Here is a 26996-nt window from a genome sequence, read left to right on the forward strand (position 1 = left end):
GATTCGTGTTGGAAATTCAAAGTTAAAGATAACCTATTGAATTTATTTTTCCGGCTTCAAAAAGGAAGGCAAGTCTTGATTTATAAATACAGGGTGATCAATCCTCGAGCTTTTCCGGGACCTCGTTCTGTGATGTGATCTTCCAATTATCCCCGTAGATACTTTTATACTTTATTACATATTGGAAATCATCAGTACGTGTCATGTTCATAAACTTCATGAAATCATCATAACTTTTCTTAGACCCGCCGATTTTTAAGATTTGTCTTGAAGCTCCTGCGGGCAAGGCAAACCCGGGTTGTAGGGTAGAACTACTAATCACGTTAATACTATCGGTGCCAGGTGCTACGTCTTTCAGAAAATCTACAAACTCCATATCGTATTCTTCTCCTTTGTAATACAACAGACGCTCCTGGATAATGGCTGGCCCTACTCCGTGGTTAACGATCTCGATCTTGAATTCATTTTCATAGGCATTATTTGATGATTCCAGCAATAGATATGGCATGACCGATAAATGGTTCTGCTCTTCGATGATATTAGTTTGTTTTACGAAGATGAACAAACTGAATACACTTACAACTATGGCGACAAAACTCACAACTTTATCGGAGGTCCAGAACTTCTTTTTCATTGATACAGAATAGTTAGTTTCATAACGAATTTACTAAAACTCGGGATACTGGCATTTTTTTTGATTCCAATTTCACATCAACACTAAAACCATCATCTTATGAGAACGCAGAGAAACTTGCCTCGAGTAAACGCAGGAAGTATGGCGGATATCGCCTTCCTGTTGTTGATCTTCTTCCTGGTTACTACAACTCTGGCTAAAGACAAAGGAATTGAACGTAAACTTCCAAGGAAATGTCCACCCGGCCAGGAGTGCGCTGTAAACATCAAGGACAGGAACATCATGCGACTTTACCTCAATGAAACCGGGGAATTATTGGTAAATGATGACATCACGGCTATCGATGAGCTAAAAGTCATGATAATGGATTTTATCGACAATAACGGCGATGGGAGTTGCGAGTATTGTACCGGTCATCAACTAGATGATTCTTCGGAAAATCCAGCAAAAGCTGTTATTTCATTGACTACGGACCGACTTACACCCTATGCTGAATTTATCGCATTGCAAGATGAGATAAGTAAAGCCTACTACGCATTACGCGAACAATACACTCTAAAGTTGTTTGAGAAAAAACCTTCAGAGCTAACGGCTTCAGAATTAAAACAAGTAAAGGAAGCCTACCCGTTTCTCTTTTCCGAAGCGGACGTCAAATAGCAAAAAAATTGTAAGAATATCCCTATCTTGCACAGAAATAAACTGCCGTTATGAGAAAATCGATTTTCGTTAGCATCCTTCTTATACTAACAGTTAATGTCTGTGTTCTGGCCCAGGATCGCCCGGTTAAAATTACAGACGAGCGTGTAAATAATCGTCTGATGATCTATGCTGTGAATGAGAATGAAGTTGACCTGGATGTTTCCATAAAAGTTAAGGGTACCGGATTTCGACAAAGAGGCGGTGTACCTCGTATGCATCGAGTACCTAAGGCCTCCAAGGTGAATATTGCAAGCCTGGTGATAGAGCGAGGCCGCGTTCCTGTTTACACCTACGATCTAACAGTGAAGGACAGCCTATCGAGACGCGTGATACGCAAACCATTTACCAGGATAAAGATCGATCCTAAGAAGAATATATTAGTATACCTTAAGGATGGTTGTACCTCCTGTGATAGCCTTATTCAGAAACTGGACAGCAGCTATTACAAGTACAGAACCATAAACCTGGAAGAGGAAGAGAAAAAAGAGGTTAAAGATTTCCTTATTCGAACTTTTAAGTACACAAAGACTCCTTACGATTCTATTTCGAATCCGATAGTTAGCCTAGGCGGTACTTTGTACTCCGAGATAGACAGCTACGATCAACTACTTGAAAAACTCAATGGAGTTGAAGGGGAAATGAAAGAGGAAGAGGAAGAGGAAAGCCCGAAGGAAAAGAACTAATTCTAGTCGTTCTTCATCACATCTATTATCGCTTTATGACCTGTGAGTAGGTTCCATTCTGCAGCTGAGATCAATTGGCCTTTATCGTTGTACACGTGAAGTTCGGCAGTATTCGGGCCAGAACTTCCCTGGTTCAATGCCTGGAATACGATCTTATTCAAACCGGGTTCCAAAGTAAGCGTAAACCCTCTGAATGCGCCGCCTAGTGAGACATCCGACTGCACCACATCACCATTACAGAACACGCGGATGCGGTCGCCATCTACAAATTCGTGATCGCGGTACTTTACCATAACAAAGCCTCCGGAAGTCCCAACATCACCCAGGTACTGATCGCGTGCATATTCTTCCTTGGCCTCCTTATCTTTTTTGAAAGCCTTCGGAACTATGTTTGAGGTATAATCTATAAGGCCATCATCGGCCGAAAAATCTACCTTATCTTTTTCATCGGAAATATCAAGCGTCGCATTTGGCTTGAATGTCGGGTCCAGATCGGTTAAGGTAGGTTGAGAAATAGCAGGGAGCTCTACCCCTGTAGGATCACTGAAGTCATCCTCCACAGGGTCCAGGTTAAGATCCACGTTTCGGTTATCAATTTGAGCAAATAAGGCCGTTCCCGAAAGAAGAACAGTAACTAAGAATAGGGCTCGCATGTAAACTTTTTCAAATTGCATTGCAATAATTACACCAAATAACTAGATCCGGATCATTTTCTTCACTGTTATCTCTCTTCCTTCTGAATTTACAAGACTTACGAAATAAACGCCAGACGACATTCCGTTGGTGCTTACCTGTAGCGTATTTACCTTCCGTTCTACCGATGGAGCGATTCTTCTTCCGAAGATATCATAGATTACTACCTCGCTCAGTTCGTCCATTATTCCTCCCCTGGCCTCGATGTTGAATCCGCCTGATGAAAAAGGATTGGGGTAAAACCTAACTTCAGATAATGTATTAGACAGCGTTCCAAGTGTGGAGTTATCATAGGTGGTTATTGTGAAATCGTCAAAGTAAAATCCATCACCGGGAAGGAAACCGTCGGTTTCCATAGTAAATCGAAAACGCACATCGGTAAGGCCCACGTAATCGGTTAAGTCGAAATACTCATTCGCCCAATCGTTATTACGTGTATACTGTTTCAAAGTATCCCAGTTAGTACCTCCATCCGTTGATATTTGAAAGAGAGCCTGGTCATCATTTTCGATGGACCATTTACTGGCAAAGGTGACCAGGGGTTTAAAATCTCCATCGAAATTAAAACTTTGGTTCAGTAAAAAAGTATTGTCGGTGTCATTTTCGGCATTACCACCGGGGGAGTCACCAAAACTAAAAAGTCCGCTGTAGGAATCATCCGCCAGTTCTCCCCATGCTATACCATTCCCGGAAGCGGTCCAATTAGTGGAGCCGTTTTCGGCATCATCTGAAAATAGCACTGTTCCTTCTCCCACAGTTATAGGTACCACAATGGACTCGTTCTCCACACCATCCTGGTATGTAGTAACCGTTAGATCGAAAGTCAAGCCTGTAAACGAAGGATCTAAGGATAAAGTGAATGGACTGGCACTATTGTCCTTTTTTGTTCTGGCGGCAACTGTACCGTAGGTATTTGCTGTAGGTACGGTTACATTCGGATTGGAGGTAGACAGGATCACACTGGTGTTCTGAGCACTGGCCCCCACTCCTGTATTTTTAATTTCCACGATGAGTTCGAAGGATCCTCCGGGGATGGCATTTCCAATTTGCTTATGACTTTGAACATCCAGGTACGCTCCAGCGATCCATGACTGGAAAAATAGTGGTCTGATATTCTCGTCCACGAGATCGAAAATTGTACTTGGTGTTGGCCAGAATCCATCACCGTCTATTTCAGGTGTCCAACCATAAATTCCTTCGGAATGCAAGTAATCCCTGGTAGTTCCGCAGCTTGTGTAACCTAACATTTGGAATGTAACTCCATACGGATAATCATTATCTGCCAGGAAGGAAGAGGCCCATTCAGAATAAATCTCAAAATCCGGCGGTGAAGTATCAAATCCATAGGGCATGAGATAGCTGCCAGCCGTAGAATGTGTTGAAAAGGCAGTATTTGGTTCAACCTGGTCAAGGAAATCTCTCACCGCTACAGCTTCCGGTTCAGAGAAAGGTCCGGACCCCCTGTAAATTCCGGAGCATGGATCAGTACTGGAACAGGAACCGTTTGCAGCATACCCGAAACCGTAATTTCTATTGAGGTCGACACCCGGGCAGCCGCTACCACCATTCGGGTTACGGTTCTTTCGCCATAATCCTCCCCCGTTGGGATCCGTAGTTTCATTGTACACATATCCGTCCGGGTTTACGATAGGAACAAAATAGATCTCTCGATTATCCACCAAAAATTTCACTTGCGGGTCCGTGTCGTAGTTTTCAAGCAACCAAAACATATAGTTAATGGTAGTTGCCATAGCCAGTGGTTCCCTGGCGTGGTGAACACCGTCAAAATAAGCAACAGGTTCCGCCTCGTCCACGTTCGGGTTATCGCTGATCTTCACCATCCATATAGGCCTTCCTTCAACCGATGTTCCTATGCTGCTCTTGGTGGTCACCAGGTTTGGATAGTTTGCCTTCATTTCATCCAGTTTGGCTTCCATTTCGGCAAAGGTGTAAAATCCACCCATGGATCCAAGATCAAATCCATCGGCAACAAATTCAGAACGAGTCATCTGTGACTGTTGTGCTGCATCATCCAGTAACATTTGCTGATAATAAGTGCGGAAGTCAGGTATTAAAATTTCATATTGAAATCCATTGAACTGCAATCGGGCTACTTCTTCCGAAGTAAGATAAAGGGAAACATTCCCTTGTTTGTCAAATTCGGGATGATCCACATCCAGATCGAGCCCGGAGAGCCTGTCCAGTTCATGCATATCCGTGATTTCGATAGATACTTTGCTGTAGGTCTCCTGAGCTAGGGTAATTACCGTTGTTCCCAGGAACAAGACACAGCTAACAAAAAATATATTAAGTTTTTTCAATTTATTTTTCTTTTTCCTTTTATAGCCACAAAATACAAAATAACTATCAGCAAAGGAATTATAACATAGATGATCAATTCCGCCGGGTTACTGAGATCCAGGGGACTATTGTTGTCGGGATGCGGCACCCCGGAGGGTATTTGTAAATTGAGAATCAAAACAACAGGTCAATTTTTTTCAGAGTTAAGATAAAGAAATGACCTCTGAGAACAGTTTGTTTTAACAAATATTGTTAAGAATTTTGATTTTTAAATGCAGATAGTTATAATGGGCTATCCTTTCGAACTCCTAAAACTTTCTATGCGACAACTCAAGATTACCAAACAAGTAACAAACCGAGAATCAAAATCCTTAAACAATTATTTACAAGACGTCAGCAAACTTGACTTAATAACAGCCGAAGAAGAGGTTGAACTGGCAAGACGAATCCAAGATGGAGACGAGCTGGCACTCGAGAAATTAGTGAAAGCCAATCTTCGTTTTGTAGTGTCTGTTGCGAAGCAATATCAAAATCAGGGTGTAAGCTTACCAGACCTCATCAATGAAGGAAATATAGGATTGGTAAAGGCAGCAAGGCGTTTCGACGAAACAAGAGGTTTCAAATTCATCTCATATGCTGTTTGGTGGATACGGCAATCGATCTTACAGGCAATAGCAGAGAAATCGAGAACGGTCCGCTTGCCGCTTAATAAAATAGGGTTGATGAATAAGATCAGGAAGGTCTCTCTACACCTTCAGCAGGTAAAAGAAAGACCTCCAACGTACCGAGAAATTGCGAATGAATTGGATCTACCCGTAGACAAAATAAAGAATTCCATCAAGGAATCGGCCAGGGGAATGTCCCTGGATGCTCCTTTTAGTGAAGGTGATAATGAAAACAATTTATACGATGTGATTAGTTCGAAAGACTCCGTTCGACCAGACAAACATCTTATGAGGGAATCACTTGGAGTTGAACTGGATCGTGCACTGAATACTCTATCCGACAGGGAAGCTGATGTGATTCGTTTGAATTTCGGTTTGAACAATCAAGCCCCCATGTCATTGCAGGAAATTGGAGAGACCTATGATCTTAGCCGGGAAAGGGTTCGACAGATCCGTGAAAAGGCCATCCGCAGACTGCGAAGTGAGCAGCGCAACCACATCCTGGTAAAATATCTTGGGTAACTCACTTACCGTGTATGTGTTAATAAGTCTTTTTAATTTAACAAAAGTATAGCACTTCTTACTGAAGAATTTGGCAGCGGCTCAGATACCTTTGTATTACAAACCTTAATACTTAGTAAAATGAAAAAGTTATTTGCACTAGCCCTGCTCTCGGGCGCCGTGATGCTTACTTCTTGTGTATCTAAAAAGAAGTATGTCGAATTAGAAAACCAGTATAACTCCACCCGCTCTACCCTTAGCAAAACTCAGCTTGAGAAAGAAGAGATTGAAGCGAAATACGCCAAAATCGAGGAACGAGTTGCGAGTTACAATGCCAAGATCAATTCCCTGACCCAGGAAAATGTAGACCTGGACAACAGTAGTTTGAGAAATTACGGTAATGTAGTTCTGTCTAAAAACGACAAGGAACAAATGAAGGCCGCCCTGGATAAGGTGGACCAAAACGAACTGGCAAAAGCCGAGACGCTGCAGGATACCATGAATCTCATTGTTTCTTACAACCTGAAGAAGAACCTGGACAACAACCTGGTTGCTGAGGGAGAAGAAGACGATATTAAGATCGATATCGATGAGACTGTTGTTATGATCACCATTTCCGACAAACTGTTATTCAAATCAGGAAGTTATAAAGTAAATCCTAAGGCAGATAACCTGTTGAAAAGACTAGCGGATGTGATCAACAGTGAACCTGCTATGGAAGTGCTGATCGAAGGTCACACAGATGCGAGAACCGTTAAGCAAGGGGCTTACATCAAGGACAACTGGGAATTAAGCGTAGAGCGATCTACAGCCGTGATCAGAAAGCTACAAGAAGATTTCGGGGTTGCTCCTGAAAAACTGATTGCAGCAGGACGAAGCAGTTTTGCTCCTATCGCCGAGAATGACTCGGAAGAAGGAAGATCCAAAAACAGAAGAACACGCATCGTGATCCTTCCGAACCTGGATAAATTCCTTGCCTTGCTTTCTGCAAACTAATTGTTGAAGCGCATAAAATAAAAAAAGTGGCCATTGGCCACTTTTTTTATTTCATCGCACTCGGCGGGATCGAAGGCCTCACCTCAATTTTAGAAGGTAGAGTTCTTGGGTGCATTTCAAGTAAGTCCACCACCAGTTTTCCGATATCCTCGATCTGTATTTTCCAGCTATCCTGGTCATTTGGAATATGATCGTTAAAATAAGTAGCTACGCTTCCCGGCATGATAGTGCTGACTTTGATACCGTGTTTACGCAGATCCAGCATAGCCGCCTGTGTAAAACCGGTTAAACCAAATTTACTGGCGTTATAGGCAGACCCACCGGCGAAGAAATTAGTGCCGGCAAGGCTGGAAATCGTTATGTAATAACCTTTGCTTTCTTTCAGTGCATCCAGGTTTGCTTTTAAAGTGTAAAACGCCCCGGTAAGATTCGTATCGATGGTCTCTTGCCATTGTGTACTCGTAAGAGATTCTACACTACCGAAATGACCGATCCCCGCATTGGCGATCACAACGTCTATCTTTCCGAATTCCGCCATGGTTGCCCTCATAGCACTCTCCTGACTCGCAAGGCTACGTACATCCGCTTCAACACCAATGGCCTTTGCTCCAGAATTAGAGTTATCGTTGAGTTTGGTTGCTGCTGTTTGAGCTGTTTCCTCATTTCTGCCGGTAACCGCCACATGCACTCCCTTTTGCATAAGAGCCTCTGCTATTCCAAAACCAATCCCCTTGGTACCACCCGTTATCAATGCTACCTTACCGTTAATAGTATTCATAGTTTTCTGTTTTTTTTCAAAGGTAACAACTCGAATATTTCTACTAGCCAAATTATCCTTAATTTTAGCCAAGATGCAGCGGTTTGTGAACATCCTGGTTGTTTTATTCCCCTTATTCACCTTCGGGCAAGAGGAACTAGTGGATATGGCCGACCTTTCCACAGAGTTTGAATACGAGGTGCGCTATGCGACTGAGGACAATTTCATAGGAGAAGTTTTGTATGAATGTTCTAAATGTTTACTTCGGAAAGAAGTAGCGGAGGCACTGCTGAAGGCAAATCAGTATTTCTGTGAGAAAGGCTATCGCATCAAATTATACGACTGCTATCGACCCCTGGACATTCAGAAGAAAATGTGGGCTAAAGTGCCCAGGCCGACCTACGTTGCTAATCCCTACACCAAAGGCTCCATCCACAATAAAGGGGCGGCTGTGGATATAACTTTGGTTACTCTTGACGGGTGCTATGTTGAAATGGGTACGGATTACGATTACTTCGGAATTGAAGCTCATATCGACAACTATAACTTTCCGGAGGAAGTGTTAACCAACCGAAAACTGCTTATGGATGGAATGAAAAAGTTCGGATTTAACACCATCCGAAGTGAATGGTGGCATTACAGCTTCCGAAGAAACCGCTCCTATTCCACTCTCAACGAACCTCTGCCTTGCGAAGACTAAAGATCCCTGCTTTCAAGGGCCCTGATCTCGTTTCCGTAGATATCCAATTCAACTACTCTCTTGCCTAATTTCTTGATCTCCTCAAATTGCGAAGCCTTGTCACCCACTACCACATACACCATTTTGTCTTCCTGGATATACTTATCAATGACAGATTTAAAATCTTCGAGATTCATAGACATAAGCTCCTGTTGCTCAAGATCAATATAATTCTTAGGCTTCCCGAACTTATCAATATTAGTGAGTATCCCTAGTTTCGCTCCCAGAGATTCGTATGCCCGTGTATTCTGCTTCACGATCTTGTTTTTGGTAAGCTCCACATCCGCTTCGGTGAAGCCGGGACCATACTCCTGAACCATATTGCGAATGATCTCAAGCGACGGCAAAGTAGCATTCGCGCGCACACTGGAAACGATACTGAACGGGGCTACTTCCGTTCGAGAGGGTATTCTCGAATAGGCTCCATAGGTGTATCCTTTCTCTATCCTCAGGGTTTGGAACAAACGACCGCTAGACCCTCCGCCAAGGATCTCGTTGGCGAAATCGAGACGGGCAGCATCCGGATCATCGGCTGACAAGGCAAGGGAACCTACATAAAGAACAGATTGTTTAGCATTGGGTACATCCACAAAATACAGCACAGATTCGTTTGTTTCCTGAGGTAACTGTTGAGAGGGTATTTCGATCGCCTCACCGCGCCAATTTGTTGCTAAACCTGACACTGCATTTTCAACCTCTTCCTTGCTGATATTCCCAACTACTTTTAGACTGGCACCAATCGGACTTAACATTTCATAGAAGGACTTTACATCATCGAGAGTTACGTTATCTGCCGTCTCAAGGGTTCCCTTTGTTGGTAAGCTTGCGATGTGATCATCGCCGTACATTAGCTTATTGAAGTTTAGTCCGGCAATCGCTCTTGGGTTTGCTTCACGGCCCTTCAGACCGGTTTTCCATTCCTGTTTGAGTCGCTCATAATCCGCCTCATCCCATCGCGGCTGAAGAAGCATTTCTTCAACAAGTGCAAGTGTTGCTTCAAAATTCCTGGACAAACAATTTCCGGTGATATTGATCTCTTCCAGACTACCGTTAAATGAAATACCAGATCCTAATAAGCCAACAGCTTCTTCCAGTTCCGCTGCGGTTCTATTGGCGGTTCCTTCATTCATAAGATCTGCCGTGAATACAGCCAGACCGGCTTTTTCGGCTGGATCCAGCATATGGCCGCCGGGTATGGAGATGGTAAAGGTTACAATTGGTAACTCGTTATTCTCGATCCCCAGAAGTTTCATGCCATTGACGGCACTCGATTCCCAAACATCAGGCATCTTGAACAGTGGCGCTTCCCCAAAGGGTGGTTCGGAACGATCGTATTTTGTCGCTGTCTTATCATATTCGGCCTCCTCACCCTGGGCTACCATTTCATTGGCTTTCATAGCGGTGATCTCCTCCTGCCAAACTGTGGCCTCTACGGCTCCGGAAACAGCCAATTCAGGACTAGTTGCAGGTACTACACTTGTCATCACATAATGTCTGTCCTTAATATATTTTTCGTACACTCTCATCACGTCTTCACGGCTGATCTCCTGTAGATACTTAGCCCGTTTTGTGATATATCCCGGGTCATTTCCGAATTCGTTATCCTGCACCAACTGGAAGGCTTTATTCAGAACAGTAGCCACGCCGTAGTATAGTTGTGTTTCCAATTCCGCCTTGATCCGCTGTAATTCATTATCGCTAAAACCATCGGTTTCAAAACGGTTGAGTCCGTCGTTAATAGCATTCTTCACATCACCTAAAGCAACACCTTCGTTCGCTCTAACCCGGAACACAAACTCGCCGGCCAACTCACTGCTGTTATTATATGAACCAACATTGGGAGCCAGTTTTCCCTCCTCCACAACGGTTTTATAAAGAGGTGACTTCTTACTTCCACTCAATAGCTGACCAAGCACCTGGAGGGCATATTCGTCCTTATTATATTGCTCCACAGATGGGAAGACCATTCTAAGTTCGGGTAGCTTCGCAAAGTTGTCGGCAAAAGAAAGTGATTTCGTTTCGGAAAGGGTAACGGGCATAGGTGTTAAAGGCGCCACTTTCGGACCACTGGGAATTTCCCCAAACCACTTTTCCACAAGTTGTTTGGTCTCCTCAATATTGATATCTCCTGCAATCACAAGTGAAGCATTTGCCGCACCGTAATATTCATTATAGAATTCCTTCACGTCTTCCAGCGTAGCTGCCTGCAGATCGGGAAGAGAACCTATTACCGTCCAGCTATAGGGATGCCCTTCAGGATATAAGTTTTTTCTGATGATCTCATCGGTGTAGCCATAGGGTGCATTGTCTACCCGCTGGCGTTTTTCATTCTTCACCACCTGCTTTTCTCGTTCCAATGCTGCTTCGGTAACGGTGTTGATCATATAACCAAAGCGGTCACTATCGATCCAAAGTATCTTCTCAAAGGCATCCTTCGGAACTACTTCGTAATACACTGTCCCATCGCTCCAGGTGCCACCATTGCGGCTACCTCCCCATTCCGGGATCATCTTTCGATTGGCACCAACAGGCACATTCTCTGAATCATTAAAACTCATGTGTTCGAAAAAATGTGCAAATCCCGTCTTTCCAGGTTTCTCCCGATTGGATCCAACGTGCATCATGGTTGCAACTGCCACAATGGGATCGCTTTTATCCACGTGAAGAATCACTTCAAGGCCATTGTCCAGGGTAAATTTTTCGTATTCAATACTGAATTCTTTGGTCTCGGGATTTCCCGAATTATTGTCTTTACATGACCCCATAAGCAAGATGAAAAGTGTTGAGAAAATGATTGATGAATATTTCATGTCGAAAAATGTTGATTAACAAGCTGGAAGATACTTCCTTTGAGAAAAAAGACTTCCTAAAGATATCTTAAATTTGATATGTCATCCCCTATTGACGTATCTTTGCAAAAAACGTAAACAGTGCAGTTGACCGTAAAGACATTTAAGATCATAAGCACCCTGGAAGCCCTGTCATTTCTAGTGCTTCTGGGTATTGCAATGCCATTGAAATACCTTTGGGACCAACCCGAATATGTGAGTGTGGTTGGGATGGCACACGGTGTTTTATTCATGATGTACCTCTATGGTGCCTGGATCATGAAGGAGAAACTCAATTGGACCTGGCAGATGTTATTTATAGCATTCGCCTGTGCCATTTTGCCGTTTGGACCGTTTTATGTTGAACGAAAATACCTCCAATGAACAAAGATCAATTAATGGAATACGCCGTTTGGCTGCGTGATATTCTCATTGAGCAGGGAGTAGGTTCTTTCTGGGCATCAGTTATCAACACCGCGGTTTTAATCATTATCACTACGCTTGTAGCATTCGTTATAGATGTAATTACGCGAAAAATAATCGTTCAGCTATTCAAAGCCTTCAGTAATCGCTCAAAAACCACCTTTGACGATTATCTGGTTAAAAGCAATTTCCCCCGGTTTGTGGCGCACGCATTTCCGCTTGCCCTGGTCTGGTATTTGATACCCGTCATCTTCGCGGATTTCATGGAGTTGCAACGTCATGTGGAAACCCTGGCTGAAGCCTATCTCGTAATCTTATGTATCCTTGTTTTCAGGTCGATCCTTAGAACTATCACGAATTACCTGCGGGAGACAAATCCGAAGTATGCCGACAAACCCCTGGAAAGTTATGTTCAGGTAATGATGATCTTCGCCTGGGGAGCTGGTATTTTCTTCATCATTAATGCTATCACCGGCTATTCTATTAAGAGTATTGCCACCTTAAGTGCAGTTTCCGCAGTAATTCTATTGATCTTTAAAGATACTATTCTCGGTTTTGTCGCCAGTATTCAGGTTTCGGTGAATGATACTGTACGCATTGGAGACTGGATCACCTTCAGCAAATACGGTGCAGATGGTCTTGTTACTGAAATAACCCTTGCTGCTGTTCGAGTGCAGAACTGGGATAACACCTATACCACCATTCCTACCTATAGTTTGATATCCGATTCGTTTCAGAACTGGCGTGGAATGCAGGAATCTAACGGAAGACGGATTAAACGTTCACTGTACATTAAACAGGCTTCCATAAAGTTTCTTTCTTCTGAAGATATTGAGAAGTTCAAAGCTGTCGAATTGGTACGGCCTTTTATTGAACACAGACAAAAGGTAATCGACAAATACAACGAACGTACGGGTGCCGATAAATCTTTATTGGTAAATGGTAGAAATCAGACCAACCTGGGTGTTTTCAGAAAATACATGGACGCTTACCTGCACGAATCACCGGCCATTAATAAGGATATGTATATGATGGTTCGCCATCTGAACCCAACCGATAAGGGAATACCTATCGAAATAATGTGCTGGAGTTACGATAAAGTGTGGCAAAATTACGAAGCTATACAGGCAGATCTCTTCGATCATTTTATCGCCGCTTCTAAATATTTCGATCTCGAGATATTCGAACTCCCCAGTGGAAAGGACCTGGCTGCCTTGGGCTAGTCGTCTTTAAGCCGATTCGATACAAACTCCACCTCAGTCTTACCATGCGGACGAGGTTTACCTTCTTCATCGAGGCTCACCATGATTATGGAGTCTATAGTAATAATGGTTTGGTGTGTCATCTTGTTTCGCACCTCACATCCAAGAGTTAAAGAACTCGTCCCGAAATTCTTCACCTCAATACCAATTTCAACAATATCCCCTTTTCGTGCCGAGCTCACAAAGTTGATCTCGCTTACGTATTTGGTAACTGTCCTGGGATTCTCTAATTGGATGATAGCGTAGAGTGCGGCTTCTTCATCGATCCATTCCAGTAGTCGCCCTCCGAAGAGTGTACCATTAGGGTTGAGGTCTTCGGGTTTTATCCATTTTCGAGTGTGGAATCGCATATATCTTATTTCTGAAAGGGTAAAGGTAGAAATTCGATAGCTGAAAATTCAGAAAATTTTAACTTATGGCTGTAACAATCAAATGGTCATTAAGACTTACCTTTAAGCTAAACTTAAATAAATACACAATGAAGACCATTAAGACACTGTTTATCTTGCTTTTAATAGCGGCTTTCGTGCCAGCGAATGCCCAGGAAGTAGATGAAATTATAGCCAACTATCTTGAAAATACGGGAGGTGCAGAAAATTGGAGCTCTCTGGAGGGAATAAAACTTGAAGGGACTGTGAGTGCACAAGGTATGAGTATTCCTGTTGAAGTCTACCAAACCAAAGATGGTAAAATGCTTGTTAAGATCAATATACAGGGACAGGAAATGACCCAGGTTTCTTTCGACGGAGAAAAGATGTGGACCACGAATTTTATGACGATGCAACCCGAAGAGGCAGATCCTGATATGACCCACAATATGAAAAACCAGGGTAAGGATTTTCCGGATCCTTTCCTCGACTATAAGGAGAAAGGATATACTGTAGAATTAATAGGCGAAGAGACCATGGAGGGTACTGAAACTTATAAGATCAAACTTACAAGGCTTCCGATACTCGTTGATGGTGTTGAAGAACCCAACGTCACTTTCTACTACTTCGAAAAGGAAAACTTCGTACCAATTGCTACCGAAGCAGAAATTCGGCAGGGCCCCATGAAAGGCCAGACGATGAAAGACACCCAAAGTGATTACCAGGAAGTTGATGGATTGTACTTCCCATTCGCAACAACTATGGGCGGGCAGCCAATTACCTGGACCAATATCGTGCTAAACCCCGAGATTGACGACACCATGTTTGCTATGCCTGAAGTCGCGGAGACTGAAGAGAAGAAATAGAATATATCTTAAACTCAAAAAATCCCCTGTCTATGGGGATTTTTTGTAACCAAATACCAAAAAATGAAAAAGCTAATCATCTTATTTCTAGCGGGATTATTCTTACCATTAACACTACCCGCACAGGAAGTTGCACTTAAAGGAAAAGAACTATTTGGCGATATGCAGGCGCGCCATATTGGGCCTGCACTTATGAGTGGTCGAATAAACGACATGGAAATGCACCCCACAAACACTAGGATCCTTTACGCAGGTACTGCAGGAGGTGGTGTATGGAAATCGAACGACGGAGGTGCCACATTTGTTCCAATTTTCGACGACTATGTACAATCTATTGGAGTGGTAAAACTAGATCCCAAAGACCCCGATAACATTATTTGGGTAGGAACCGGTGAAACCTGGACACGTAATTCTGTTTCTGTTGGAGATGGATTGTACCGCTCAACAGACGGTGGAAGTAATTGGAAAGAGATTCCCGGATTTGAAAATAGCGAGCGCATTGCCTCCATAGTGATCGATCCAAACAATACCGATGTAGTATATGTTGGCGTTCTTGGAGCACTTTGGAGCGACAGTGAAGATCGTGGTGTTTATAAAACCACAGATGGTGGAAAGACCTGGAACAAGATACTATATGTGAATCCATCAACCGGAGCTGCCGATGTTATCATGGATCCCAAGAACCCAAATATCCTGTATGCATCCATGTGGGAGTTTCGCCGTTCAGGTTGGGGATTTAATTCCGGTGGCCCGAATAGCGCACTGTACAAGTCAACAGACGGAGGACAGAACTGGAACAAGATCCATAATGGATTCCCTCCAGGAGACCTGGGTAGAATTGCTGTTCAGGTAGCACCAAGCGACAGCTCTATAGTCTATGCAGTACTGGAAACCGAAGACAAATCAAAGAATGGTTTGTGGAAGTCAACTGATGCGGGCGCCAGCTGGGAACATCTCAATGCCGACTTCGGACTTACGGTTAGACCGTTCTACTTCTCACGAATCACGGTAGACCCAAGGAATCCTGATGTAGTCGTAAAAGGTGGCTTGAGCGGTTCGATTAGCCGCGACGGTGGAAAGACCTTCAGAAATCTTGGAAATATGCACAGTGATATTCACGATGTGACTTTCCATATTAAAGACAGTGATATCATGTATTCCGGAACCGATGGTGGTGTTTACAGATCCTGGAATGGTGGAACCACCTTCGAGATCGTTGAAAACCTACCATTGTCGCAATTCTACCATATAAGTGTTGACGATGCAGAACCATATAATGTATATGGTGGTTTGCAGGATAACGGAAGCTGGTACGGACCTTCCTCCTCGCCCGGTGGTGTGAATGCACGCGACTGGAATAGCGTGGGAGGCGGAGATGGTTTCCGCGTTTTGAAACACCCTGCCAAGAATATTATTTATTCTGAAATGCAGGGAGCAGAGAATGTTTGGAGATACGATGTAGACAGAAACCGAACGAAGACCATTCAGCCATTGCCACGAAAAGGTGATCCGGACCTTCGATTCAACTGGAATGCACCAATGGCAGTGAGCCATCATGTACCGGACAGGTTCTACATGGGTAGCCAGTTTGTACACAAGTCGGATGACATGGGCGACAGCTGGACCATCATTTCACCAGATCTCACCACAAATGATCCTACAAAACAGAACCAACTGGAATCTGGTGGTTTGTCCATGGATAACAGTGGTGCCGAGAATCACACTACTATTTTTACCATCGCTGAATCTCCGCTGGATGAGAACATTCTTTGGGTAGGTACAGACGACGGAAATGTCCAGATCACCACCGACGGAGGGAAAAACTGGATCGACGTAACTGAAAACTTAACAGGTATCCCTGCCAATACATGGGTATATCATATCGAAGCCAGCGTACACGGTAAAGGAACCGCTTATGCGGTGTTTGACGGACATACAACCGGTGATATGAAGCCGTACGCCCTAAAGACAACCGACTACGGTAAAACCTGGAAATCCATCATTTCGGATGACATACAAGAAAATGCTTTCGTTAGAAATATCCAGGAAGATTATGAGAATGAGAACTTGTTGTTCCTCGGTACCGAATTCGGACTATATGTAACTATCGATGGAGGAAATAACTGGTCGCATTTTACAAATAATATGCCTCCGGTTGCAGTTCACTTTATCGACCTTCAGAAGAAAACCAACGATATCGTAATGGGTACCCACGGCCGCGGTGTGATCATCATTGATGACATAAGTCCGTTGAGAGAATTGGGGCAGGAAGTACTGTCGAAAGACGTTCACTTTTTCGCTACAAAGCCATTCACCATGGTGGAGGAAAGTGGTTTTTCAGGAGCTTTCGGAGGAGAGACCCAGTTTGTTGGAGGAAATAAAAGCACTGCTGCCAGGATCATTTACTACCTGAAGAAGCGACACACTTTTGGAAAAATGACCATGGAGGTCCAGGATATGGACGGAAATAAAATTTCCACCTTAACGCCCGGAAAATCGAAAGGAATCAATGTAGTTAACTGGAATTACAACACCTTTGCTCCAAAGATGGCCGAAGCTAAGACCTTGTCTTTTGGTGGGTTTACGCCACCAAGAGTTCCTGCCGGAAAATACAAGGTAGTGCTGAAAAAAGGAAAAAACACTTACGAGCACATTGTAGAACTGGAATATGACGAGAAGTCATTGACCACACTTGAGGAACGTAAAGAACAGCAGAAGCTTACCCGAGTATTGTTCGACATGGTTGAAGACCTGGCCTATACTGTATATGAATTGAACGAAACTCAGGATAAGGCCAAAGAAGTAATGGATAACAATCCGAAAGGAAAGAAAACAGCTCAAAAACTTTACGATGCTTTGGAAGCGCTGAAGAAGGACCTTGTGGTGACCACGGGCGACAATTATGTAGCTTCGGCAGATCCTGAGTTGCGCGAGAAGATGGGAGATCTGTATGCCAATGTAGCTTCCAGCTACGACCGGGTGTCCGGTGCTCAAAAACAAAACTTCGAGCGTATCTCTGAAGAATGGGATGCGGCAAAGGCACGTTACAAATCCATAATGGAAAAAGAAGGCAAGAAGTTTATGAGTTTCTTATCGAAAAACGACATGGAAGCTCCGAAATTGAAATCCAAGGAAGAATTTCTGAAAAAGGATTGATTTCTGAAAAACCCCGCAGCTGCGGGGTTTTTTATTTTTTCTTAAATTAGTTCGCATATTAGGGGAATATGCGCTTCACTTTACTTTTATTCATTCTACTTTCATATTATTCGATAAATGGCCAAAATCCAAATAAACTGGATTCTCTCAAGCGGGCATTGAGTATCCCGCAGTCTACTGATGACAGACTCCGTACGTTGGAGACTATTTATAATATGACCGTCCCGAGGGATATTGAAACTGCTAACATTTACCTGGACCGCATCTTTGCTATAGGCGATAGTTTGGATTATGACATGGCCTATTACATAGGCTGGTACGGACGTGCCTATCAAAATTTTATAAAACGGGAGCCGGACAGTGCAGTGGCTGTACTGAAAAAAGCAATGATTTACGCCAAGCGTTTGGATGATCCCAGAAAAATTGCCGAGATCCATAGCAAATTAGCTTTAAGTTATATAAATTTTAAAGTTGATGCAGACAAAGGAATCGTCCACAATGATTCTGTCATTGCCCTCTCCAAAATACACGATCTGAGATTTCAGGAAGCCAATGCCTATTATTCGAATGCCCTGAGCTTAATGAATCAGGAGCGTTTGGATCGCGCACTCTCCTACCTTATTAAGGCAGATAGCATGGAGAGTGATGAACCCCTTGTGAATAGCATCAAAGGCCATAGTGCCACTGAAGCGGCCAAAATCTTTTCGAATCTGAAGCAATATGACAAATCTATAAATTACTACGAGCGAGCTAGTGAATATTATATGATATCCGGCGATGAGGTTAGTGATTATATAACTAAGAAAAGTCTCGGCAAGACCTATTTAAAGCAAGGCTTGCCACAAAAAGCTTACGATACCCTCTTGATAGTCTACAATTTCTTCAAGCAAACAGATGACCTCTACCAAATTAGTGAATCGGCCATGGCATTATCGGATGCGACTATTTCTCTGGGAAATAAATCCGAGGGATTCCGGTTATTGAACGATGTGCTTGAAATGAAGCTATCCCTGAATGATACCATCAGTGTTTCAGGAACGTATCATAAACTGGGTAGTTATTATCAAAACGAAAACATTTTGGAAAAAGCGGAAGACGCCTATTTAAAATCGATTCGGTATGCCGGTGATTCCCTGAATCTTCAAACCAAATCCGCTACCTATTTGAAGTTGTCAGAATTATATGCCAACAGTGGAAATAATAATGCCGCTTACAAGGCGCTTCGGCAACATCTCAGTCTTAAAGACACCATAGTATCACGCAGAAATTCTGCCGAACTGAACAAGATTGAAGCAAGTTATCAAAATCAATTGAAGGAGAACGAAATAGCAATCCTTGAATCGGAAAATTTAAGGGCTAAGACCGTAGGGAAAAGTCAAAGAAGAATTTTTATCCTCTCTTCTTTATTTTTCCTGATCCTCATAGGATTACTCATCGTTCTCTACTACAACCGAAATAAGGTGAATAAGGAACTTACTCGTCTGAACTCATTGAAATCGAAACTATACACAGACATAGCACACGAAATACGTACCCCACTTACATTGATCAAAGGGCCGGTTGAAAAGCAATTGAACAATGGTGAACTCCCTGAAAATGGCCGTAAGGACCTGGAATTGATAAAGCACAATACGGACAGGATGCTCAGGATGGTAGATCAAATGCTCGATCTTTCGAAAATTGAATCGAATACCTTTACCGATGAAGTTTCGGAAGGGAATCTCGCACTTTTAGTAGATGAACTGGTTTCCTTGTTCCGCTTTAAAGCCTCTGAAAAATCCATCGAGATCGCAAGTTCTTATTCTGGTATTGCAACAGTTCAATTTCAGAGAGAAAGTTTCGAGAAGATCATTTCAAACCTAATTGAAAACGCAATAAAATACAGTCCGAAGGGCAGCGCGATAAATCTTACATCATCATGTGATGAATCAGCATATCAGCTTTCTATTACTAACCCAGTAGCAGATTCGGCCGATGTCCTTCAAATAGAAAAGATCTTTGAGAGACATTATAGAAACGACCAAACTACTGACGGACTCGGGATTGGGCTTTCATTGGTTCGGGAGCTCGTTAGTCGCATTGACGGTACAATTAGTGCCAGGCAGTTACAAAATAATCAGATCTCCTTTGACCTATACCTTCCTGTAACTCTTCCGATTAATGAAGAGGCTGCGATTTCCGATCCTCAGTTCGAAGATTCAATTTCCGAAGACAACAAGCCTCTTATCCTTATTGTTGAGGACAATGAGGAAATTCGAAACTTTACTGCCGATTTATTTAATGATGGCTACAATGTGATCCAGGCAGAGGATGGTGCAGTTGGGATCGAAATGGCAATGGAAAAGGTTCCAGACATCATCATTAGCGATGTAATGATGCCAAAAACGGACGGCGTTGCACTGTGTAAGAAGCTGAAGGCGGCCCAGGTAACCAGTCACATACCGATTATCCTGCTCACTGCAAAGGTTTCAGAAGAGAATGAACTTGAAGGACTACAGGTTGGTGCAGATTCCTATGTTCGGAAGCCTTTCAACCCGGATATCCTCAAACAACAAGTGGTAAACCTGCTCGAATCAAGAGATAAACTGCGCGACAGGTATTCAAGGACCTTATACCTTGAACCTGTTGATACGATTGTTGATTCTTCGGAAGCGATTTTTATTGAACAACTAAAGCAAGCTCTTAAAACCCATCTGAACGAACCCGAATTCAATGCTGCCGCATTTGCTGAGAAACTATCAATGAGCAGGATGCAGTTGCACAGAAAACTTAAGGCGTTATTTGGGCTCAGCACAACTGCCTTTATTCGTACCGAAAGAGTGAAGGCCTCCCTGAAGTTGCTGGAGGATGAGAACCTGACTGTATCCGAAATTGCCTATTCTGTTGGATTTAACACTCCCTCCTATTATATCAAATGCTTTAAAGAAATCCATGGGGTGACGCCGCAGGAGTTCAGTAATAATAAGGCTTAACAAGCCTCGTTACATTTATTCCATCCTTTGTTACATTCCAAGTATCCTTCATTTTAAGGTCTGACTAGTTTTATCCCTGTATTCTCGAACTATATGGGTAAGAAACAATTCAAAGCAGACCTATTACATTCCTGCAATAGTGTATATCTGAATTTAGACAGATTAGCGAACGGCGAGTATTGTTTCTACTTCACAGTAAGAGAAAAAGTGATCAAAACAGTAGAAATTAAAAAGAACCAGTCATGAAACCGATCCTCCATTTTATCGTAGCTTTTTTTGTCCCAATCACATTATTAGCCCAGGTAGGAATTGGAACCACCAATCCCAATGCTTCACTGGACATAATAGCACAGAATCCATCCGCGCCTACATCAGAAGATGGCTTACTAATTCCCCGGATAGACGATTTCCCGGCATCGGATCCAGGTGCCGCCCAGGATGGGATGCTGGTCTTTGCCACTGGAAACGGAACACCGTCAAAGGGATTTTACTACTGGGACAATGGAACCACATCATGGGCGCCCTTTAGCGGTGGAGATGCAGATTGGCACCGGGCCAGTACCACCTCACCACCCGGGAGTATTAACGATAATCTATTCACACTGGGGCAAGTAGCTATAGGGAAGAACAATCCCTCCTATTCACTTGACGTTGAAGCGGAAACTACGGCTTACGATCGATTAGTAAATCTGTATGGAAACACTGATACGAATACCGGAAACAAATACAATATCTTCAACGAAATGGAATACAACGGAGCAGCCATGGGCCAGGCAAGAGGAATGTATAACGTGATCACTGGTGCTGGGAACGGAGAAGTCATTGGGCAGGTAAACGGGATAACCAATTCGGGAGACGGCGAACACGTGGGAGTGGAAAACCGGATTCTGGGAAGTGGATCTGGTGTTCATTATGGGGTAATTAATAGAATGACGGCCAATAGTAACAGTTACATCAATGGAGTCAGAACCTTGATCTCGGGTACTGGCACCGGAACCCAAACCGGCCATTTTAGCTGGCTTTCTGTAGATGGAAGCAATTTACAAACCGGATCCTACAATTTCTTATCCGGGGACGGTACAGGGGTAAGAACGGGGACCGAAAACTTTTTACAGAATAGCAGTTCAGGCGACCAAAATGGAACTTCGAACACCATAAATAATTCGGGTACTGCAGACACCTACGGTGTAAGAAACAACCTGGGTTCGAGTGGAACCGGGATACAACGAGGCATTTATAACAATATAACCAATAGTGGAAATGCAAATCACTATGGACTACAAAATAGTTTAAATGGGACCGGCGCAGGAAATCATTATGGAAGTTATAGTTTTCTGAACGGATCAGGATCAGGAACACATTACGGGGTACTTAATTCTTTAGTCGGAGTAGGGACAGGAGATCAGTACGGAATCAGGAATGATATCTTTAATTCCGGAAATAGTGACCATTATGCCGTCTATAACAATATCGACAACAGCGGCGGAGGTGATCATTATGGTATTTACAATAGATTGCAGGGTAATAGTGCAGGACAGCAAATAGCAATCTATAATTATATGGGTTCCACTTCGGACCTTGCTCAATTCGGAAAGTATACCTTATTTAGCAATTCGGGCAATGGCAATCAGTACGGTGACTATAATAATATGGGAGGAACCGGCTCAGGTGAGACCTATGGAACTTTCAATGCAATAGCAAGTTCAGGAAGCGGAGATAAGTATGGAAGTTACCAAAATTTTTCAGGTAATAATTCTACCACCCAATATGGCACCTACCATAGGTTCCAGGGGACCGGAGGAATAACACATGGATTGTACAACAGGTTCGAAGACTCTGGTAACGATAACCGTTTCGGAGTATTCAACAATATGGCTTCTTCAGGATCTGGTTCTATCTATGGAAACTACACAACAATTTCGGGCGCAGGAGCGGGAACAAAAATCGGAACCTATGTATCAATTCTAACTGGTGTTGGAGGGCAACATTACGGACTGTATTCGGATGTAAGAAAGAGCGGAAGTTTTGCTGGCTACTTTTTAGGACGCGTTTCAATCGGAACCACAGGAACGAACAACTATATCCTACCAGCAGTAAGAGGTACAGCTAACCAGGTGATGCAAACCGACGGCGTTGGAAATGTGAGTTGGGCAACCCTTAGTACTGGGGTAACCGCCAATAACGGACTGAGTGCTTCAGGGAACAATGTAGCCCTGGGTGGTAGCCTTAATCAAAATACAACCATCACTCATAACACCTTTTCGCTCACGCATAACCTAAACAGTTCAGGCGACTTCATCGTACAGGATGCTGGTCTCAACCATTTTGAGGTAAGGGACAATGGAAATACATACCTTGGAGGTGACACTTATTGGTTTGATGAGTCCACCTCCGGTACACTGTTGGCGAGCCTCACCGATCTAGGGGATGATGGGATTTTCACATTATTCAACAACGGAGCCATTCAGCATTATATGCCTGCCTCAGGAAATGTGACTTTCAATGAGCAGGGTCTGGCCACTAATTTCGCTATTGAAAGCGACACCGAACCCTATTTGTTCTTTGTGAGGGGTAACCTGGACCGTATTGGAATAATGACCACAATTCCTACCCACGATCTCACCATTAAACAGTCTAATACCACCCAGGCATCCGCTGGTGGCCTTGGTCTAGAGAGTGCCAGCTCCACGGCCAATTGGAAAGTATATCACTCGGGAAGCCATTTGTCTTTTGCAGAGAATGGCGTGCGCAGAGCTTATGTGGAAGCGGGTACAGGTAACTATGTGATCACTTCAGATAAACGCCTAAAGAAAAATATATCGTCTATGGAAAGTGTGCTATCTAAAGTTAATGATTTAGACGCTTTTACATATCTATACAAAGACCAACAAACGGGATCATCACGCTCCGCTGGTTTTATGGCCCAGGAAGTTAAAACCATCTTTCCGGATGCCGTTAAAATGAACGAGGAAGGGTTCTATGGGATCAATTACGATTATTTCACCGTCATGGCGATAAAAGCAATTCAGGAGCAACAGCTAATCATCGAATCACAGGAAATAAGACTTGAAAAACTCGAACGTGAACTGGGGGTTATAAAGGCTATGCTAAATAAATAGCCATTAGACTACTTGTGCCACCCCGGTTTGCCCTAACCGGGGTTATTACCTTTTAATGTAAACGGTTTTCGTATTTACAAACTCCTTTATCCCATGAGAGCTGAGCTCACGTCCGTAACCACTCTCTTTAACACCACCGAAGGGCAGTCTCGGATCACTTTTTACCAATTCATTGATAAAAACAGCGCCTTCCTCAAACTCCGGGATCATCTCCATCGCTTTGGAAATATCCGTTGTGAATACTGAAACTCCGAGTCCGAATTTTGATTCATTTGAAAGCTCAATTGCTTCTTCAACCGTTTTAAATGTAGTCACGCTCAGTGCCGGTCCGAAGGTCTCTTCCTTAAACATTACCATGTCTGGAGTCACACCACTTACTACAGTAGGTGCATACCAGGCCTCCTCCCTCCTGCCCCCAGTTTCCAGCTTGGCCCCGGCGGCTATTGTATCTTTTACCTGTGATTCCAGTTCCTTCGCAAGGTCTTTCCTTGCCAGGGTTCCTATATAGGTTTCGGGATCTAAAGGATCTCCACTTTTTAATTCTTCAACTCTTTTAACTAGTTTCTGAATAAATTCTTCGGAAATGGACTCCTGGACTAGCAGGCGTTTTCCGGCAATACAACTCTGACCCGTATTCTGAAACCGAGCCTGTATGCAGGTTTCCAGGGTATTTTCCATATCGCAATCCTCCAGAACTATCAAAGCGTTGTTTCCTCCCAGTTCCAGGACACTTTTCTTAATGTTCTTTCCTGCCGTTTGGGCAACTGCAGAACCAGCAGGACCACTTCCTGTTAAAGTGACGGCTTTCACCACAGGATTATCAATAATACTCTCAACTTGATTACTACCCACCAAAAGCGTTGTAAAAGAATGATCAGGGAAACCTGCTCGCCTGAAGACTTCCTCGATCTTTAAGGCACTTCCGAAAACATTGGACGCATGTTTTAACACAGCCACATTTCCGGCCATCAATGTGGGAGCAGCAAAACGAAATACCTGCCAGAAAGGGTAGTTCCATGGCATAACAGCAAGAATCACTCCTAAAGGTTCATGACGCACATAGCTAATATCGGCATCGCTTTCGATTGTTTCATTAGACAACTGAGATTCCGCATTTTCGGCGTAATAATCGCATACCCAGGCACACTTTTCCACCTCGGCAATAGCCTGGGAAATCGGTTTTCCCATTTCATCTGAGATGTTGCTAGCATATAACTTTGCATCCTTTCTCAATATATGGGCGGCTTTCTTCATGAGTTCGGACCTCTCCGAAAAATGAGTTTTCCTCCATTTCAGATAACGCCGGTGCGCCCGCTCTAACAGGGCATTCAGCTGTTCCGAAGAATGTAGTGTGTAAGTGTCTACAACTTTGTTGTTATAAGGATTTATGGATTGAACCTCCTTCATAGCGCTAGTGTTTCAGACCTATAAAAATACATCGAAAGCTGTTGAAAACATAGTTTATAACTTATCCTTCTGAAATTTTTTAAACGACCGTCTTTTCCTACTTTTATTCAAACACCTAGTTATGGAACCACGTGACAGGTCGCTGCTACATTTAAGGCCAGAAATTCCTTCAGCGACCGTGAACCCCGCAATGACTTCAGAAGAAACCTTTCAGAATCAAACGCTACGCCCTGTAGCCAAGCTTCAGAATCAACTTTTACTTGAAGTATTCAGAAATTATGTCCGAAAGCACAAAAATGTGTTTTACGACCTTTCCATTGAGAAACGACTCGATTATATCGAAAACGCTATCCACAAGGATATGAAATTTCGCAATTCACTGAAAGGCATCATCATTGGACAGTTTACAGTTCAGGAATATAAAGAGTATACCTTGAATTCCTCTGCATTGAACAAACGGATGATGAATATCGTTAAGGAAAGACTGAAGAGTAACGTCCAGCTATTGGAATATCAGTACGCGCATTAGGAAGCCTATCACAATCGTTAAGGCAAAACTCATCAATGTTCCTATAAGTACGTATTCGGTTTGTTTACGAGCACCACTCTTACTTTTATCGCTGAATCGAAGTATCGATTTGGCGGCGATAAGGAAGCCAATAGCCGAAAAATTATCAGTTATTATAAAGGTAAGCACAAGAATCCGTTCAAATATCCCGATATACCTGCCGGCCTTATCCAGGCTTTTGATACCATCTTCTTTCTTAATTTCCTTTTGCCAGCCACGTGTAGCCTTTCCTATGATGAATCCAATGGGAAAGATCACCATGAGATAACCTGTTACATAAATGAGGAAGTCTTCAGATGCCAGTGCGGAAGTAACGAACGGGATAAGTTCACCGAAATTCTCTGTGGCATATAACCATACGAGGGCCAGTACAACAATATGAAAGAACTGATCCCAAAGAAAGTACACAAGCGAATCCGATTTTTGATGAAGTTTCCACAGATCGATGAAAAAATGGGTAACGGCGATGATAAGCGGAACTTCCCACAAGCTCCAGTCCTGAACTATTAAATAGGTTAACAGCCCGGCAAGGGCAGCATGAATGTACAGGAATATGGACTTTCCCTTACGATCGCGTTTTTGCTTTATCCACTTTTTGGATTGAAAGACAAAGTCGGTTATTACGTGTGCGAGCAGTAACTGCAAGGCAAAAATCAATTCCTGATTCATACGAATTCACTTTTTATTACTTGTTCAAAACGTTGTAGCAACAAACGAATCTCTTCCCAGCCTGCTGCCTTTTTCCTGTGATTTATTGCAGCCTGGCTTCTATTAAGTTGTTCAGCGATCTGTTTTTCTTTTAATTGCTTCAGAAGAAAATAGACAACTTCAGCAGAGGCCATTGACCATCGGTCGGTGATGCTGTCCAGAAACTTCATGTGTACCCTGAATTCATCATTTATATTGCTATTCGGGGTTGTGAGTGCCATTTTTAACTGCTTGGTTTTCATACTGTCCAGCGTGCGTCCGGATAACTGAAAAGCCTCGCCATTACTCACATTAATCGCATTTACATCGTAGCTTGCTTCTCCTATGCCAATGGAGATTCGTACATCCGACACAGGAATTGTATTCCCTGCCTCCTCACCACTGTCACTAAAACTGTTGATCAAGGCTTTTAATCGCAGTGCGATCTGCAAGGCCTGTGAGGGATCTTCAACGATACCCTGAAAGCTATCACCACGAAACAGGGTAAAAGCGGTGACATCATCCCCGGTTTCCTGACTGATTACCTGAAATTCATTGGTTAAACGTTGAATAATCGTCTGAATCGTATTCTGACTGTATGCCGAGGAATTTACCAGGTCTCCAGTTATTACCGCTACGGTTGCAGTTTTCATTCTTTTTTACTTTGAATAA

Annotated in this window: 21 protein-coding genes; 12 read left to right on the forward strand and 9 right to left on the reverse strand. The window is 43.2% G+C overall.

All coding sequences use genetic code 11. From position 1 onward, the window contains the following. Positions 1 to 97: 97 nt before the first annotated feature. Positions 98 to 634, reverse strand: coding sequence for a hypothetical protein (locus tag J1N09_RS06420; protein ID WP_265199060.1), 537 nt, complete (start codon positions 632 to 634; stop codon positions 98 to 100). Positions 635 to 733: 99 nt separating this feature from the next. Here J1N09_RS06420 and J1N09_RS06425 point away from each other — a divergent pair, with 99 nt between their 5' ends. Both J1N09_RS06425 and J1N09_RS06430 read left to right on the forward strand, forming a co-directional pair. Then, entirely contained in the window at positions 734 to 1291 is a 558-nt protein-coding gene (locus tag J1N09_RS06425) for an ExbD/TolR family protein (protein ID WP_265199061.1), read from the forward strand. 50 nt (positions 1292 to 1341) lie between these two features. Continuing rightward, positions 1342 to 2016: a hypothetical protein gene (locus J1N09_RS06430; RefSeq protein ID WP_265199063.1), complete on the forward strand. Its 675-nt coding sequence runs from the start codon at positions 1342 to 1344 to the stop codon at positions 2014 to 2016. Positions 2017 to 2018: 2 nt separating this feature from the next. On the opposite strand, the gene J1N09_RS06435 is transcribed toward J1N09_RS06430, so the two are convergent. Then, positions 2019 to 2669 (reverse strand): hypothetical protein, encoded by a 651-nt coding sequence (locus tag J1N09_RS06435; protein ID WP_265199064.1) that lies wholly within the window; start codon positions 2667 to 2669, stop codon positions 2019 to 2021. 42 nt (positions 2670 to 2711) lie between these two features. Further along, complete coding sequence (locus J1N09_RS06440; protein WP_265199065.1) at positions 2712 to 5030, reverse strand: M14 family zinc carboxypeptidase; 2319 nt, start codon at positions 5028 to 5030, stop codon at positions 2712 to 2714. A gap of 300 nt (positions 5031 to 5330) precedes the next feature. Here J1N09_RS06440 and J1N09_RS06445 point away from each other — a divergent pair, with 300 nt between their 5' ends. Next, positions 5331 to 6197, forward strand: coding sequence for an RNA polymerase sigma factor RpoD/SigA (locus J1N09_RS06445; protein ID WP_265199186.1), 867 nt, complete (start codon positions 5331 to 5333; stop codon positions 6195 to 6197). A 120-nt stretch (positions 6198 to 6317) separates the two neighbouring features. Then, positions 6318 to 7172 (forward strand): flagellar motor protein MotB, encoded by an 855-nt coding sequence (locus tag J1N09_RS06450; protein ID WP_265199066.1) that lies wholly within the window; start codon positions 6318 to 6320, stop codon positions 7170 to 7172. Positions 7173 to 7218: 46 nt separating this feature from the next. Here J1N09_RS06450 and J1N09_RS06455 read toward each other — a convergent pair whose 3' ends face one another. Next, complete coding sequence (locus J1N09_RS06455; RefSeq protein WP_265199067.1) at positions 7219 to 7950, reverse strand: SDR family oxidoreductase; 732 nt, start codon at positions 7948 to 7950, stop codon at positions 7219 to 7221. Between the two features lie 73 nt (positions 7951 to 8023). Here J1N09_RS06455 and J1N09_RS06460 point away from each other — a divergent pair, with 73 nt between their 5' ends. Then, positions 8024 to 8629, forward strand: a complete 606-nt coding sequence (locus J1N09_RS06460; RefSeq protein ID WP_265199068.1) for a M15 family metallopeptidase — start codon at positions 8024 to 8026, stop codon at positions 8627 to 8629. Here the strand turns inward: J1N09_RS06460 and J1N09_RS06465 are convergent. Further along, entirely contained in the window at positions 8626 to 11478 is a 2853-nt protein-coding gene (locus J1N09_RS06465; protein ID WP_265199069.1) for a M16 family metallopeptidase, read from the reverse strand. The two genes, J1N09_RS06460 and J1N09_RS06465, sit on opposite strands and share 4 nt — an antisense overlap. A gap of 120 nt (positions 11479 to 11598) precedes the next feature. Here J1N09_RS06465 and J1N09_RS06470 point away from each other — a divergent pair, with 120 nt between their 5' ends. Both J1N09_RS06470 and J1N09_RS06475 read left to right on the forward strand, forming a co-directional pair. Beyond that, entirely contained in the window at positions 11599 to 11880 is a 282-nt protein-coding gene (locus tag J1N09_RS06470) for a DUF3817 domain-containing protein (protein ID WP_265199070.1), read from the forward strand. Continuing rightward, a complete protein-coding gene (locus J1N09_RS06475; RefSeq protein ID WP_265199071.1) occupies positions 11877 to 13142 on the forward strand; it encodes a mechanosensitive ion channel family protein in 1266 nt (421 codons plus the stop codon). Before J1N09_RS06470 ends, J1N09_RS06475 begins: the two co-directional genes overlap by 4 nt. Here the strand turns inward: J1N09_RS06475 and J1N09_RS06480 are convergent. Beyond that, positions 13139 to 13531 (reverse strand): acyl-CoA thioesterase, encoded by a 393-nt coding sequence (locus tag J1N09_RS06480; protein ID WP_265199072.1) that lies wholly within the window; start codon positions 13529 to 13531, stop codon positions 13139 to 13141. The genes J1N09_RS06475 and J1N09_RS06480 overlap by 4 nt on opposite strands. Before the next feature lie 128 nt (positions 13532 to 13659). Here J1N09_RS06480 and J1N09_RS06485 point away from each other — a divergent pair, with 128 nt between their 5' ends. The 4 genes from J1N09_RS06485 to J1N09_RS06500 all read left to right on the forward strand — a co-directional run bounded on the left by J1N09_RS06485 (position 13660) and on the right by J1N09_RS06500 (position 23662). Further along, entirely contained in the window at positions 13660 to 14415 is a 756-nt protein-coding gene (locus tag J1N09_RS06485) for an outer membrane lipoprotein-sorting protein (RefSeq protein WP_265199073.1), read from the forward strand. Between the two features lie 63 nt (positions 14416 to 14478). Continuing rightward, positions 14479 to 17571 carry a WD40/YVTN/BNR-like repeat-containing protein gene (locus J1N09_RS06490; protein WP_265199074.1) on the forward strand — a complete coding sequence of 1031 codons (3093 nt, stop codon included), beginning with the start codon at positions 14479 to 14481 and terminating at the stop codon, positions 17569 to 17571. A gap of 68 nt (positions 17572 to 17639) precedes the next feature. After that, positions 17640 to 20543, forward strand: coding sequence for a response regulator (locus J1N09_RS06495; protein ID WP_265199075.1), 2904 nt, complete (start codon positions 17640 to 17642; stop codon positions 20541 to 20543). Positions 20544 to 20785: 242 nt separating this feature from the next. Beyond that, the gene (locus J1N09_RS06500; protein ID WP_265199076.1) at positions 20786 to 23662 is read left to right on the forward strand and encodes a tail fiber domain-containing protein; all 2877 of its coding nucleotides are present in this window, start codon (positions 20786 to 20788) and stop codon (positions 23660 to 23662) included. Positions 23663 to 23707: 45 nt separating this feature from the next. Here the strand turns inward: J1N09_RS06500 and J1N09_RS06505 are convergent, their stop codons facing one another. Then, the gene (locus tag J1N09_RS06505) at positions 23708 to 25069 is read right to left on the reverse strand and encodes an NAD-dependent succinate-semialdehyde dehydrogenase (RefSeq protein ID WP_265199077.1); all 1362 of its coding nucleotides are present in this window, start codon (positions 25067 to 25069) and stop codon (positions 23708 to 23710) included. Positions 25070 to 25190: 121 nt separating this feature from the next. Between J1N09_RS06505 and J1N09_RS06510 the strand changes: the two genes are divergently transcribed. After that, positions 25191 to 25598: a glyoxalase gene (locus J1N09_RS06510; protein WP_265199078.1), complete on the forward strand. Its 408-nt coding sequence runs from the start codon at positions 25191 to 25193 to the stop codon at positions 25596 to 25598. Here the strand turns inward: J1N09_RS06510 and J1N09_RS06515 are convergent. Both J1N09_RS06515 and J1N09_RS06520 read right to left on the reverse strand, forming a co-directional pair. After that, positions 25572 to 26306, reverse strand: coding sequence for a DUF3307 domain-containing protein (locus tag J1N09_RS06515; protein WP_265199079.1), 735 nt, complete (start codon positions 26304 to 26306; stop codon positions 25572 to 25574). The genes J1N09_RS06510 and J1N09_RS06515 overlap by 27 nt on opposite strands. Then, positions 26303 to 26977 (reverse strand): SatD family protein, encoded by a 675-nt coding sequence (locus tag J1N09_RS06520; protein ID WP_265199080.1) that lies wholly within the window; start codon positions 26975 to 26977, stop codon positions 26303 to 26305. Before J1N09_RS06520 ends, J1N09_RS06515 begins: the two co-directional genes overlap by 4 nt. Positions 26978 to 26996: the final 19 nt, after the last annotated feature.

The sequence above is a fragment of the Aureitalea sp. L0-47 genome, assembly GCF_026126405.1.
Taxonomy (GTDB): Bacteria; Bacteroidota; Bacteroidia; order Flavobacteriales; family Flavobacteriaceae; genus Pukyongia.